Annotated in this window: 13 protein-coding genes and 2 pseudogenes; 13 read left to right on the top strand and 2 right to left on the bottom strand. The window is 52.3% G+C overall.

Translation table 11 applies throughout. From position 1 onward, the window contains the following. From EL628_RS30675 to EL628_RS26160, 5 genes are all read left to right on the top strand, one after another. Positions 1–615 (top strand): hypothetical protein, encoded by a 615-nt coding sequence (locus EL628_RS30675; protein ID WP_245994468.1) that lies wholly within the window; start codon positions 1–3, stop codon positions 613–615. Between the two features lie 96 nt (positions 616–711). Then, entirely contained in the window at positions 712–3,138 is a 2,427-nt protein-coding gene (locus tag EL628_RS26175; RefSeq protein ID WP_245994466.1) for a winged helix-turn-helix domain-containing protein, read from the top strand. Between the two features lie 112 nt (positions 3,139–3,250). Further along, positions 3,251–3,499 carry a DUF8691 family protein gene (locus EL628_RS26170; RefSeq protein ID WP_126582933.1) on the top strand — a complete coding sequence of 83 codons (249 nt, stop codon included), beginning with the start codon at positions 3,251–3,253 and terminating at the stop codon, positions 3,497–3,499. A gap of 121 nt (positions 3,500–3,620) precedes the next feature. Beyond that, positions 3,621–4,061 (top strand): TIGR03667 family PPOX class F420-dependent oxidoreductase, encoded by a 441-nt coding sequence (locus EL628_RS26165; protein WP_126582932.1) that lies wholly within the window; start codon positions 3,621–3,623, stop codon positions 4,059–4,061. 240 nt (positions 4,062–4,301) lie between these two features. Beyond that, the gene (locus tag EL628_RS26160) at positions 4,302–5,171 is read left to right on the top strand and encodes an NAD(P)H-binding protein (RefSeq protein ID WP_126582931.1); all 870 of its coding nucleotides are present in this window, start codon (positions 4,302–4,304) and stop codon (positions 5,169–5,171) included. Positions 5,172–5,325: 154 nt separating this feature from the next. On the opposite strand, the gene EL628_RS26155 is transcribed toward EL628_RS26160, so the two are convergent. Further along, entirely contained in the window at positions 5,326–6,078 is a 753-nt protein-coding gene (locus tag EL628_RS26155; protein ID WP_126582930.1) for an SDR family NAD(P)-dependent oxidoreductase, read from the bottom strand. 110 nt (positions 6,079–6,188) lie between these two features. Here EL628_RS26155 and EL628_RS26150 point away from each other — a divergent pair, with 110 nt between their 5' ends. From EL628_RS26150 to EL628_RS31235, 8 genes and pseudogenes are all read left to right on the top strand, one after another. Next, positions 6,189–7,100: a LysR family transcriptional regulator gene (locus tag EL628_RS26150; protein WP_126582929.1), complete on the top strand. Its 912-nt coding sequence runs from the start codon at positions 6,189–6,191 to the stop codon at positions 7,098–7,100. A 376-nt stretch (positions 7,101–7,476) separates the two neighbouring features. Beyond that, the gene (locus EL628_RS26145) at positions 7,477–8,784 is read left to right on the top strand and encodes an erythromycin esterase family protein (RefSeq protein ID WP_126582928.1); all 1,308 of its coding nucleotides are present in this window, start codon (positions 7,477–7,479) and stop codon (positions 8,782–8,784) included. A 263-nt stretch (positions 8,785–9,047) separates the two neighbouring features. Beyond that, positions 9,048–9,497 carry a nitroreductase family deazaflavin-dependent oxidoreductase gene (locus EL628_RS26135; protein WP_126582926.1) on the top strand — a complete coding sequence of 150 codons (450 nt, stop codon included), beginning with the start codon at positions 9,048–9,050 and terminating at the stop codon, positions 9,495–9,497. A 108-nt stretch (positions 9,498–9,605) separates the two neighbouring features. Then, positions 9,606–10,439, top strand: coding sequence for an alpha/beta fold hydrolase (locus tag EL628_RS26130; RefSeq protein WP_126583625.1), 834 nt, complete (start codon positions 9,606–9,608; stop codon positions 10,437–10,439). 242 nt (positions 10,440–10,681) lie between these two features. After that, positions 10,682–11,170, top strand: a complete 489-nt coding sequence (locus EL628_RS26125; RefSeq protein ID WP_126582925.1) for a DUF2867 domain-containing protein — start codon at positions 10,682–10,684, stop codon at positions 11,168–11,170. Between the two features lie 109 nt (positions 11,171–11,279). Then, complete coding sequence (locus EL628_RS26120) at positions 11,280–12,140, top strand: RNA polymerase sigma-70 factor (RefSeq protein ID WP_245994463.1); 861 nt, start codon at positions 11,280–11,282, stop codon at positions 12,138–12,140. 24 nt (positions 12,141–12,164) lie between these two features. Next, positions 12,165–12,572 (top strand): VOC family protein, encoded by a 408-nt coding sequence (locus EL628_RS26115; protein ID WP_126582923.1) that lies wholly within the window; start codon positions 12,165–12,167, stop codon positions 12,570–12,572. A gap of 215 nt (positions 12,573–12,787) precedes the next feature. Continuing rightward, a pseudogene (locus EL628_RS31235) lies at positions 12,788–13,665 on the top strand (IS3 family transposase); the annotation flags it as partial. A gap of 25 nt (positions 13,666–13,690) precedes the next feature. On the opposite strand, the pseudogene EL628_RS31230 reads toward EL628_RS31235, so the two are convergent. After that, a pseudogene (locus tag EL628_RS31230) lies at positions 13,691–14,011 on the bottom strand (ClbS/DfsB family four-helix bundle protein); the annotation flags it as partial. Between the last annotated feature and the right edge of the window lie 94 nt (positions 14,012–14,105).

Genomic DNA, 14,105 nt, shown 5'->3' with positions numbered 1-14,105 from the left:
ATGCCAAAATCGTCTGCTCACACGCTCACGTGGTCTGCTGAAAATCATTACTATATTTTGCATACCCCTGACCACCCTCCACAGCCAATACAAGCAGGGGATGAAGAAGCATGGCAGGCCTGGCTACATGCCCATTCTTCCTTTGCCTTTTGGGGGCAATCGGGGCATTTGAATGTCTTTAAAGAGCTTCGAGCACGTGGCACTGGTTACTGGTATGGGTACCAATCATACGCTGGTCGCATGAAGAAGCGGTATCTTGGACGTGCTGCTGCCCTGACGCTCGCGTATCTGGAAGAGATTGCCCAGTCCCTCCAGGGGCCTGTAGACGGCACTACGCTGCGACTATCGCATGCTGTACGAAGGGCTCAGAAGGACAAAGCAGAGAGCTTAAATCTTACGCAACCAGAGAACGTGCCTCTTTTACCAACCGTCGTCACCAGGCTCGCTCCCCATTCTTTACCGACGACCCTCGTCGTACGAGAACGGCTGCTTGCAGCCCTGGATGCTGCCCTCACGCGTCCGCTTACCTTGATTTCTGCCTCCGCTGGCTGGGGCAAAACAACCCTGCTTGCAGCCTGGGTGCACCGCTCTCCTTACCCGATTGCCTGGCTCTAACTGGAGCCATCAGATGATGATCCAACGCGTTTTTGGAGCTCGCTTATTACTGCACTTCGTACATGCCTCCCGGATATTGGTCAGCATGCCCTCGCCTTGCTCTACACCTCTGCCTCACTTGTTACCAGCTTGACGGCTCTTCTCAATGAGATAGCGACCAGGGCTGTTGAGACATCGCCTCTTGTCCTGATTCTCGATGACTATCATGTGATTGAGGAGCCTGCCATTCATGCATCTCTGCTCTTCTGGTTGGAACATCTCCCCCCTCACCTGCATCTGATCCTTGCCAGTCGTGTGGACCCCGATCTCCCTCTCCCTCGCTTGCGTGTGCGCGGACACCTGGGAGAGATCCGTGACACCGATCTGCGCTTTACACGAGAAGAAACCTATCTTTTTCTCACGCAATGCATGGGTCTGGCTCTCACAGAGGCCGAGAGCGCGTTGTTAGAGGCACACACCGAGGGCTGGATTGCCAGCTTACACCTGGCAGCCCTTATGCTGCAAAAACAGACTGATCCTTCTGCGGGCGTGCACATGCTCAAAGGAAGTCATCGTTATCTGCTGGAATATATGCGTGAGGAGATTCTGACCAGTTTACCACAATCGCTCCAGGACTTTTTGCTCCAGACAAGTGAGATTGGTCGCTTGAATGCTTCGCTTTGTGATGCAGTGACAGGCAGAAGCGATAGTGAGCACATGCTAGAACAGATCTTGCGGGCAAACCTCTTTCTCCAAAGTTTTGATGGGTGGTATCGCTATCATGCGCTGTGGGCACAGGCATTACAGCATGAAGCTCGACGTCGTCTGGGTGCTGCGACCATACGTGACCTTCATCGACGAGCGAGCCAGTGGTATGAACAGCAGTGTCTCTTGCCAGAAGCGATTGAAGCTGCGCTGGCCGGAGAAGATTTTGCTCAGGCTACGTTGCTGATCGAACGCTTTGTCATTCCGCAGAGCTTTCACAATGCGTATCATACGCTGTCGCGCTGGTTGAGACAATTGCCTGAGCCGATCCTGCGAGCCAGGCCAGACCTTTGTGTGCTATCTGTCCTCGCGTTCACATTTACCACTGATCGGCGTTCATCCGCGACCTGGGAACGGGTTGAACAGCTCCTTCACTGGGCGGAGCAGGGTTTTGAGGCAACAGATGAGCGGGAACAGTTGGGAGAAGCGTTGCAACTCCATGCAGAGCTGGCCTTTTTTCAAGGCGATAGTGAGCGTTTCTTGAGCCTGGGACGACAGGCTCAATCATTGCTGGGAGAGCAGAGTTTTCTGTATTCCGATAACCTTGCGGTGCGAGGTTTTGAAGCCTTGCTTGCAGGTGAGACGAAGATAGCCTGGCGGCACCTTCTCGAAGGGTATAGAAGGTCAAAAAAACTCGGCTTGCATTCTTCGGTCTTTGTGATCTCCCTCTGGTTGGGGGCAGTCTGTCTGGAACAAGGCGAGTTGCGCAGGGCAAAGCAGTACTATCAACAAGCCCTTGCCCACATAGATGAAGATCTGGAGATGGCACGTCAACAATTGCTGCTAGAAACAGGAAGCACCGAACCGTTCTTCGTCTCCTGGGCCTTTCTTTGTCTGGCACAACTTGCGTATGAACACAATGAGCTCGCCGACGCTCAGCATCATCTCGCATGCGCCCTCACTATGAGAGCAAAGCCGGAGAATGGGGTTCACGTTCGGGCATCGGGTGGACTCATTCAGGCTCGTCTGTTGTCTGCGGCTGGAGAGACACAGCAAGCGCTGGATATACTCATGCGCTGGGAGAGACATACACACTTCCCCTGGTCTTTGCGCGCAATCTCCACGTGCCGGGCACGACTTCATCTGGCAGAGGGTGATCTCTCGGCAGTCGAACAGTGGGCACAGGAAAAGGCACATTCGTTCGGTTTCCTGGCATCTGAACAGGAGCTCCCCCTCTTACAACAGCAGGAAGAAGCCCTGCTCCTGGTACGATTATACCTTGCACAAAAGCGAGGGGATGCTGCATTGAAAGAGTTGGCCCCCTGGAAAGAGCAGGCTCTGGTTCAGGGGCGCATGTGGAGCGTGCTGGAAATCCTGATCCTGGAGGCTCTGGCTCACGCTACCTGTCAAGAGCCTGACCAGGCCAGATCTTCTCTTCTTCATGCGGTAAGACTGGCTCATCATGAAAACATTCAACGCCTCTTTCTCAATGAGGGCTCATCGATGGAACGCCTGCTGAAAACGCTGCTGCCAGAAATCCGCGAGGCCCCCCTGAGCACCTTTGTGCGAACGCTCTTGCACGCCTTTGCTCAGACATCCGATCCCCTGCACGCACAAGCGTCTGCAGAGAAGAATTCGTTGCCCATCGAACCGCTGAGTTCGCAGGAGCAACGGGTCTTGCGTCTATTGGTTGCCGGTCAATCCAACGCAGCCATTGCACGCACCCTGGTCATCTCACTCAATACTGTGAAAACCCATGTTCAGAGCCTCTATAGCAAACTGAACGTCCATAGTCGTGTCGAAGCCAGTGAGGCGGCGCGGCGTTTGTCTTTACTTTAATCATTCTCGTTCTTTTCTCGTCCTCCTGGAACCACCCCCTCAGGTGATCCCTTCTCACCCGCTAGCATGGTATCCTTCAACTATCTTGAACGAAGGGAGGACCACTTCATCGATGCACTATCGCATCTGTATTAAAGGGCAGTTGGATCTGTCCTGGCAAGAATGGTTTGAGGACCTTCAAATTCTCCCTGAAACATCGAACACAACAGTACTCTACGGATCGCTACCCGATCAAGCGGCTCTCTATCGGGTCTTGCTGAAAATTCGGAGCCTTGGGATCGTGTTGCTTTCCCTTGAAACGGATGATCTGCCTTTGAACCAGGAAGAGGAGAGTCGTCCGATACAGGGTGAGAATTCATAAAGTATGACCGCTTCCTGAGGCAAGGCGAAGAAAGAGCAGAAGAATTAGAATTACTCCCAACGAGACGTTCGCTCTTGCGCCACTCTGCGCCAGAGCAAGAGACAAGGAAGGACTGCAAAGAATGACTTTTCAATTTCCAGAAGAGAGCACCATTTTTGGGAAAAATGTACGACGGCGCGTCCATGAAGAATATCTCCTATGGCTAACCACAGTGGATACACGTGGGATGCCTCAACCAGCACCCACCTGGTTCTGGTGGGATGAGGAGGCATCCAATTTTTTGGTCTATAATCTGGCTCATGCCAGACGGCTGGACTTTGTGCGTCGCAATTCCCAGGTGGCGCTGCACTTTAATGGCGACCGGACGGGCTCTGGGATCATTGTATTTACTGGGCATGCTCAGATCAGCACGACTGAACCACCAGCCGATCAACACCCGTTCTATCTGGCAAAATATCATCACTGGATGACCAGCAAGTTTGGCTCACCAGAACAGTTTGCTGCGGAATACTCGGTGGCGTTGCGCATCACTCCCATCAAGGTACGAGGCTCAATTTTCTAAAGGGAAGTCTGGCAGTTCATAGTGTGAAAACATCCTGCTCTCTTCAGGTGCCATGTATCTTATGCCTGCTCGTGATAGAGAAGAAGCTTACTTCAGCGTACAGAGGTTAGGAAATCAGGGAACGACAGGTATATCCAATAAATATTATACGCTGCCGGAAACAAGGGCGGATTCTGACCTTCTTTAGAGGTAAACTTTGTCTATCAAGGGATGAACGAACGGGAAATAAAGGAGAAAAGTATGCCTTACCTGATTACTGGTGCCACAGGCCCTGTTGGCAGATCTATCGTTGCTCAACTCCGCTCTAAAGGGCAGGATGTTCGTATTATCACACGTGATGTGCACAAAGCCCCTGCTAATGTAGAAGCTCTGGAAGGCGATTTCACACAAGGGGATCTGCCCGCCAGCGCTTTTGAAGGAGTCAATCGCGTATTTCTGTTTCCTGCACAGGGGGGTGTAGATGCCTTCTTGAAGCAGGCGAAGGCCGCTCAGGTGGAACAGATCGTTGTGCTCTCCTCACTGGCTGCGGCCATGGAGTATGAGCGAGACAAAACTTCATGGAGCGCACTGCACCATCTTGCCATTGAGAAGGCAGTCATTGCCAGCGGCATTCCATATACGTTTCTCCGTCCTGGGAGCTTTGCCAACAATCTGCTGTTCTGGGTACACTCCATTCAGACAGGTGGCGCTGTCTATGAACCTTACCCCAACTCAGTCCAGGCACCCATCCATGAAGCAGATATCGCCGCTGTTGCAGTAGCTGCGCTCACGCAAGATGGACATCAGGGAAAGACGTACTCCCTAACGGGTCCCCAGGCGCTGACGCGACTCGAACAGTTGAATTGTATCGGAACTGCCATTGGCAAGAAGCTTCATTTTCAAGAGATTCCAGTCGAAGCCTTCCAGACGGAGATGGAGAAGTACATGCCTCGACCCGTTATCAAGATGCTGCTGGATTACTGGTCGGACACGGTCACCGCTCCTGATGTTGTCCTCCCAACTGTCGAGCAGGTGACCTTTCAAAAGGCACGTACACTCGCCCAGTGGGCCACAGACCACGCGTCAGACTTTTCCCATCAGGTCCTCAATGAGCATGTAGCCAGCAAATGATTCGTTTGAGGCTCGCCATTCTCCTGCAATAAACGTTGGGAAGGTCCTACCCAGGCGGTTTCATCCTGGGTAGGACCTTCCCAACGTTTTCTCTCTCGCGCATGCCTACACATTGAGGCATACATTCGAGAAAGGTTCATCATAAAGAGCCTCTCTAATGCCCAAACAACCAACCGCCATTCACATTGAGGATTTCACCTGTAACAAAGGATGCTTCTGGCGAGGCCAGATATTGGACGGCTGCAGCTACATCGTTGACTTGACCGGCTCGCCCAACCGGCGTTTGCTCGACGATGCTATGGATACGCTCTTCGGACCAGGCACCAGTAAACCCGGTATTGGCAATGAAACCCGGAGCAACTGCATTGACCGTGATCCCCTGAGCGCTCAGTTCTCGCGCAAACCCATACGTCAGACCATGTAGCCCTGCTTTAGCTGCGGCATAGGCAGTTGAACCAGCCCGGCTACCACCGTTAAAGGCTGCGATCGAGCTGATGTAGATAATCCGCCCACCAGGCCTCACCAGATAGGGAGCAACAGCAACGGTCATGAGGAAACTCCCTTTCAAGTTTGTATCCAACACGGCATCCCACTCCTGTTCGGCTTCGTCAAGCGTCATATCAGTTGTGACGCTACGCACAAAGCCAGCCGCGTTGATGAGGACATCAATCTGCCCCCATTGTTCAACGATAGACGCTACAGTCGTTTGGACCTGTTGGCGTTGGCTCACATCCGCCTGATACCAGACAACGTGTGGGGCAAGTTCCGAAGCTGTGGCACGTAGCGTATCCTGATCGCGCCCAAGAATAACAATGGAAGTATCTTCGTTCGCGAACCTTGCTGCTATGGCTTTCCCCATGCCGCTATTTCCGCCAGTGATAAGAATAGTACGTTTTCGTTGCTTCATGTTTGCTCTTCGCTTTCTCAATACATTGATGGGGATAGTATAGGAGAAATGAAGTTATCTGTCCAATATATAAAAGATAGTATACTGATATGAAGGAGATATAAAAACACATGGAGCTACGACACTTACGCTATTTTATTGCCGTTGCAGAACACCTCCATTTTAGCCGCGCAGCAGAGATTCTGCATATTGCACAGCCGCCGCTTAGCCAGCAAATACAGAGTTTGGAGAACGAACTGGGTGTGCCGCTCTTCGTTCGCACCAGAAGAAGCGTGCAACTGACTCCCGCAGGCAAAGCTTTTCTAGATGAAGCAAAAAAGGTCATCGCCCAGGCAGAACACGCCATTGCAGTCGCACACCAGGCCCACAATGGCATTCTTGGACAATTGGATGTCGGCTTCGTTGGCACTGCAATCACAGAGGTATTACCAACCGTCCTTAAGGCGTTCCGAGAACAGTACCCGTTCGTCAAAACACCATTGCATAATCTGGTGACTATCGAGCAAGTGCAGGCGCTCCACGAAGGCTGGATTCAGGTAGGCATTCTTCATCCGCCTCTTCTTGACGCTTCGCTCCATCTAGAGGTTATTCACCGTGACCCGCTGGTCGTAGTTCTTCCTACTGACCACGCTCTCGCGTTGCAGAAACAGATCGCGCTGGTCCAGTTATGCGAAGAAACGTTTGTTATGTATCCTCGCGCCTGGAATCCCGGTCTCTTTGACCAGATGACGAGTCTTTGTCAGAGTGCTGGCTTTCATATGCATTTGGGGCAAGAAGCTTCAGGCTGGGAGTCTATTATTAGTCTGGTCGCTGCAAACTTTGGTATTTCTATCGTTCCTGCTTCATCTCAATTGCTTCGTAATGCGGGGGTTGCTTATCGTCCACTTCAGGACGTCACCTCAACCTTTGATCTTGCCCTGGCCTGGCTCCCAGACAACGCTTCGCCCATTTTACACAACTTTCTGCACGTTGCTCGTGAGCGTCTCATGCCAGCAATCCCGGGAAGGGACAATGGTGTATAAAATAGTGCCAGGCTTCATGTAAAACTCTCAAGTACGAAGTTGAGGCTTTTTGCCATTCTCTAGCGTGTGGGCACACCACTCAAAGCAGGTGAAGCGGGCTCAGATCCATTGCTGTTTATTATAAGCACGCTTCCGGCTCTCTGCCAACCCTCCATTATTGCGTCAGTGTTATACAGTAGAGGCATGATCCAGAAAAAGCCCGGCCAGCTTGGATCGAAGATGCATGCATGCACCCTTCTGTACGACCTATCACCACCTGGAGCAGGTTCTTGTGTATCCAGGTTCTCATACTCTCAACTGTAGAGGAGAGCATGGGAGATTGAGGCAGGCAAAGAAGGTTTCTCATTGTATCGTGAAAACAAGAGAGGATAGACCAATGACGCACGCAGCAGGAGTATATGCAACCCTCGATGAGTGGATTGCCCATGAAGCGATCCCATGCTCGCTCGATTCTCGTCTGGATTTCAATGCCGCTGTTGATACCATGATCGGTACACTTGACGATTCAGTGACATTGCTGGGCTTTGGAGAGGCTCTTCATGGAGGAAAAGAGCTGCTTCTCCTTCGCAACCAGCTCTTCCAGCGCCTTGTCGAAGCCCATGGCTACAGCGCTATCGCTATTGAGAGCAGTTTTCCTCAAGGACCCATCGTCAACGACTATGTGCTTGGCCACGGTCCGGCCTCCTATGAGGCGGTGCAGGATGCTGGATTTAGCCATGGCTTCGGAAAGTTTGAAGCGAATCGAGAACTGGTCGAATGGATGAGACACTACAATGCTGATCCAGCGCATCAGAGGAAGCTTCATTTCTATGGATTTGATAGCCCGACCGATATGATCACAGATAGTCCTCGCCAGACACTCCACTTTGTGCTTGATTACCTCAGTTCAGTTGATGAGGTCCTCGGTCAGGAGTATCGCCATCGCATTGACCCGCTACTGGGACAGGACGCTGCCTGGGAGAATCCGGCGGCCACGTTCGACCCGACACAATCGATAGGTCGATCGCAGGAGGCAACGACACTACGGATCGAGACAGAGGAACTGATTTCAGAGCTACACGTGCGTCGACCCGAACTGGTCGCAAAGAGTGACGGGCGTCGCTATCGGGAGGCTGTTCACTACGCGGTGATAGCCCGGCAGCTTCTGAACTACCATGCAGCATTAGCGCAACCATCTGAGAAACGTCAGGCCATTCTGCTCGGCATACGTGCCGCCATGATGGCTGAGAATCTGGCATATATTGCCTCCCGTGAACAGGGTCGAGGCAACATCTTGATTTTTGCCCACAATAGCCATCTCAAGCGTGGAAAAGTGCAATGGCAATGGGGGAATGAGACAGTAATCTGGTGGCCTGTTGGCTCGCATCTGCATGAACTCTTTGGCCGTCGCTATGCTGTGATTGGCTCAGCCGTAGGCTCCTCACCTGTTCACGGGATTGGTCAGCCAGAAGCCGGGACGCTTGAGGCGCGGCTCACATCCGTGCCCGGGCCAGTGCGCTTTATTCCCACGCATCAAGCACTTCCCGTAGAGAACCTTGCATCTCTTCCGCTTCGCTCTGGTAGCAAGAAGAACAGAAGCTATACAGAACCACTCAACGCCCAGAGCTTCACCGATTTCGATTGGTTCGCAGCCCTGGATACAACAGCATACAGCCCAGAAGGTTGGCCATATCTTAAAGACTAGATCAGAGCAGCTTCATGGAGAATTCTAAAGCGCAATACCCCTCTACCACAGAGGGACTCATCGAAACTTTTGTGCTCCACTTTTGACCCGGTCATCTTGTCCACAAACCATTTCTCACAGCCAGCTTCTTTGAGTGCGTCTATTGGCCAAAACCAGACAGAAAAGCTGTCCCAAAAAGGATACCTCAACCCTCTTTACATGTGATAATCACACGTTGTGATGAGTAAGACATGCTTTATCTAAAGATGAAAAGGAAGAAATAGATGGCAAAAAAGAATCAGGCCCCAATGTTTGTGCGTGTGGCAAATGTTTTGACAACAACTCTGCTACGTGCGGGTATCAAACTCAAAGGAACCGGAAGCTATCCCATGTATCTGCTCACAGTGCGCGGGCGCAAAAGTGGGCAACCGCGTACAGTCCCAATCGCGATTATTGAGCAGAATGGGAAGAGCTATGTGGGCTCTGTGTATGGAATCGTGGACTGGGTGCGCAACCTGCGAGCAGCGAGAGAGGCCATCCTCACCCGTGGACGTCGTGCTGAAACAATCAACGTCAGAGAACTGCCTCCCAAAGAGGCTGCGCTCGTATTGCGAGAAGATGTCAAAGGCGGCAACCCCTTCGCTCACTATTATGGCGTAGCAGCAGACTCCTCCCTTGAGGAGTTTGAGCGCGCGGTACTCACTCATCCACTGTTTGAGCTGGAAAGGAAATAGCACAGATGACTCAACTCCAAATGAAAGGAGGGAGGCTCCTTGAAGGAAGATGGCATCAGCTTACAATCAGGCACTAAAGCGAATAATGCCTATGGAGGAGATAAACATATGCAAGAAATCGAACTTTCAGCGGGGATCATCGAGTACGAGGATACGGGTGGCAATGGTCCCGTTCTCGTGCTGCTGCATGGGCTGCTGATGGATGGCTCAGTGTGGCGTCATGTCGTTCGTGAACTGCACGCCGACTATCGCTGTGTGGTGCCGACGCTGCCTGTTGGCAGTCATCGGCAGCCCATGCGGGCAGACGCAGATCTCTCCGTAAACGGCTTGGCGAAGCTTCAAGCCGAATTCCTGGAGGCTCTGGATCTGCGCGAGGTGACTCTGATCGGCAACGACCTGGGAATTTTCCAGGTCACGGCGGGCTTGTATCCTGAGCGCCTGGCACGATTGGTGATCACCTCGTGTGAAGCTCTGGAGAATTTCCCGTCGGGTTTGCCCGGACACGTCTTGACGTTTACGGCACGGTTGCCTGGTGGACTGAATGCCCTTGCCCAGCCCATGCGCCTGCGGGCGTTGCGTCGTCTGCCAATAGCTTACGGCTGGCTGGCAAAACGTCCGATTCCTCCTGTAGTGACTGACACCTGGTTGCATCCAATCCTGACCCAACGAGAAATCCGACGTGATCTGACCAAATATCTGCGTGCAAGCAAGAAAGGGGACATGCTTGCGGGAGCTGAACTCCTGCGTAGCTTTGACCGTCCGTCACTGGTGGTTTGGGCCACCGACGACCGCGTGATGCCTCTGGAGTACGGGCGCAGGCTGGCCGAAATGCTCCCCCACGGGCAATTGGTTGAGATCGCTGATAGCTCTACGCTCATTCCTCTTGACCAACCAGTCGAACTCGCTCGCGTTATCCACCAGTTCATCCAAAGCACCCTATGAGGTCGTTTGGCTAAGAGGATTATCCCAACAGTTAGGGAACAGGGCCTGCTTGTCGAGAAAAATGAGATGGTGAGAGCCTCATAACACACACAAAGAGAGGAGGCGAAGAAATGGCACCATTCAATCAGCGCGGGCCCCTTCTCTAAATGAAGGAACTCAGGGCAGTATGCCTACGCGGAAGAAGAGCTCAAAGGACGCCCATTGAATAGATGTGATGAGATGGCAAACACAGGGGGAACTCTATGAGCAGCAGCAGATTGATACGCGTGCATCGCATTGCAGCAGATCAGGAGATCCGAACCACCGATAACCCGTCAGACTATAGCGATGCGTTCGAGGTGCAGACCTCGAGTATGGATACACGTACAGCGGAGCAGTGGTCGCGCGCCCTCTTCGAGCATGCCCCACGCCTGGTGCGTTGGTTCCTGCTGCTGGGATGGCGGTGGGTGCTGGGCCTCCGGCTCGGGCCAAGGCCATCGTCCGATCACGTTTTTGGCTGGCGGATTGCCTCAAGGGAACCCGACGCGATCCGCCTCGAACTGCACTCGACGTTCATGACTGCCCAACTGATCCTGCGAGTTGCAAGCTCGACGGTAGTTTTGACCACCAACGTGTTCTACACGCAGCGCCTGGCTCGCCCGCTTTGGGCAGCTGTCGGCATGATCCATCGGCAGATGATTCCATACCTGCTTAGGCGCGCTGCGTCCTTCCCACGGCTTACAATTAGCTAAGCAGAATGATTATTGGATGTTTGCTCTCTCCCGCAGGAAAGAAAGTATCCAGCATACGGCAAAGACAGACAGTACCTGTTCTCAGAAGTCAATTCCAGGAGGAAACAGAGTGGAATCTTTCGAAACGTACCGACCCTATCTTTTTTCCATCGCCTATCGCATGCTTGGGAGTGCGATGGATGCAGAGGATATGGTGCAGGAGACGTATATACGTTATCAGACCGCACGCCCGCAGACCATTCACTCGCTCAAGGCCTATCTGACCACGATTCTGGTGCGCTTGTGCATGGACCAACTCCAGCTCGCACGCAGGAAGCGAGAACTGTACGTCGGCCCCTGGTTACCGGAGCCGATTCTCACAGAAGAAAGGCCCGAAGCAGCCAATCCCGAAACGCGTGTCGAAACAGAAGAGTCGGTCTCACTGGCCTTTCTGATACTTCTGGAGAAACTCCAACCATTCGAGCGAGCTGTTTTCCTCCTACGCGAAGTCTTCGAGTATGAGTTTGGTGAGATTGCTGGCATCCTTGAGAAAACAGAAACAGCCTGTCGCCGCACCTTCAGCCGGGCGAAGCAACACCTGGTCGCGCAGCGGACACCCTTCAAACCCGCCCCCGAAACGCATCGACAATTGCTTAGCAGCTTTCTGGAGGCAGTGCAGAGCGGAGAAATGATCACCCTGACTAATCTGCTTTCCGACAATGTCATTCTGTGGTCAGATGGGGGCGGGAAAGCCAGAACTGCCACCTTGCTTCCGATTTATGGACGTGAAAAAGTGGCTCGTCTCAGCCTGGGATCAAAGCACTTCTGGCCGGAAAATATTCATTTCGAGATTAGAGAGGTCAACGGTCAGGTTGCGCTGGTTGGCCGCGTCAACGGTTTCGCCTGGAACGTCATAGATATGGATATAGAGCATGAGCAGATTCAGGTGATCCGCATCATTGCTAATCCGGAAAAACTCACACGGGTCTGAAGAGCATCGGGAAAGGACAACGCTATGGAAAAAAGAACCGCACTCCCTAATGACTTCCCAACAGACGGGGTAGAGCTCAGATATGTACTTGTAACCCACAATTACGCTCAATCACTCGCATTCTATTGCGATGTTCTGGGTGCGACGGTAGTGCATGAGCTACCTGGTATCCTCTGTTTTCTGAGTTTCGCAGGCAGCCAGATTCTTCTGTCAGCATCTGGTGGTTCGATGCAAGACAAGACCAACTTCCTTCTCAACGACAAGATGATCATGAGCGAACTGAGCATACGGGTTCCTGACTGTCTGGCTGCCTATACAAGCCTTTGCTCTCGCGGAGCCGAATTTATCACTCCACCTGCTCATTCCAACAACCAGACGCGAGCCTTCTTCCACGATCCTGATGGACATCTCCTGGAGATCTGGGAAGCCTGAGTGCGAAATGGTAGAACACCGTTCGATCCTTCTGAAAGGCACCTTTGAGTGCCACAGAGGCACGGATTTCCAAAATGGACACGCTGAGTAGGCCCGGAATACGTCTGAAAACTACTCACGTTTTTGACGTATCCCGGGCGGGCCTTGATCCTGCCCCGATTTGATAGAGTCCAGGAAGCTGAGATATACTTGATCAAATCAGGAAAGGGATCATCATGGCAAAGGTTCAAAAAACCTACACAAAAGAGTTTAAAGAGGAAGCTGTGCGGCTGGCTCAAACCAGTGGAAAGCCAGTCACCCAGATTGCCCGTGAGCTGGGGATTTCGGATTCGGCGATCCACGCGTGGCGCAAGGAGCTGGCAGAGTACGGCACAGATGCCTTCCCAGGCAAAGGACATCAAAGTGATCTTGAAGAAGAGAATCGCCGTCTCAAGCGCGAACTCGAACGGGTTCAACAGGAGCGTGATATTTTAAAAAAAGCTGTGGGCATCTTTTCGCGGGAATCCAGATAAAATACCAGTTTATTGAACAGAATAAGCAGGAATTTCCGATTGCTGTTATGTGTCACGTCCTCGCTGTTTCGGAAAGCGGCTTTTATGCCTGGCGAAAGCGTCCGCTGTGTCAACGTCAACGAGAAGATGCCCAGCTCACAGAAGAGATTCGAGAGGACTTTCGTACTCATGAGGGCAGATATGGCAGCCCGCGGCTACACGCAGAGTTACGTGACCGTGGGCGACGTGTTGCTCGCAAACGCGTCGCCAGGCTGATGCGCGAGGCCGGATTGTATGCGAAACGGCCACGGAGGCGAGCGCTCACCACACGGCGAGATCCTTCTCATCCGGTTGCGTCCAATCTTTTGAATAGGGAATTTACGGCAGAAGAGCCAAATAAGAAGTGGGTCACTGACATCACGTCCATTCCAACTATACAAGGATGGTTGTACTTGGCGGTTGTTTTAGATCTTCATTCACGCATGGTCGTAGGATGGTCAATGTCAGGCCATTGCGATGAGAAACTCGTAGAACGAGCGCTTGATCAGGCTCTTGCTCGCCGTCGCCCCCCTCTGGGGCTGTTGCATCACAGTGATCAAGGACCTCTACCAATTGTTGCCAGACTTCATGTGAATCGCTGAGAACATCTGCTAATGGACGATCTCGCTGCGATGCATAAATCCAGGCATTAATGTCATCATCACTCTGCAATGCTGGCGGCCAGGGCGGTGTAAAGTCTGGTTCATGATTGAGTTCGAATTGAAAGCGTTTGACTGACCAACGCCGCCACCCGGTTAAGTGGGCTACGATATCCTTGATAGACCAGCCACCAGCGACTTCTGGCTGTGTCATATTGACCTCGCCAATCTCGTCGAGCAAGGCTTGCCAATAAGCATTTTCATTGTGCAATTCCGTAAGGAGTTGGGTTTTACTGAGAATAGTGTCCATTCTGCGTTCCTTTCATCTCATTGAAGCTATTGAACCAGAGTGTGTCCTTCCCTCTCCTTTTCTTTCAGGCGATGAGCACACTACCATGTATGTC

This window comes from Tengunoibacter tsumagoiensis (genome assembly GCF_003967535.1).
In the GTDB taxonomy this organism is placed as follows: Bacteria; Chloroflexota; Ktedonobacteria; order Ktedonobacterales; family Ktedonobacteraceae; genus Tengunoibacter; species Tengunoibacter tsumagoiensis.
The sequence above is the reverse complement of the archived record's forward strand: the minus strand, read 5'-3'. Positions and strand labels throughout refer to the sequence as shown.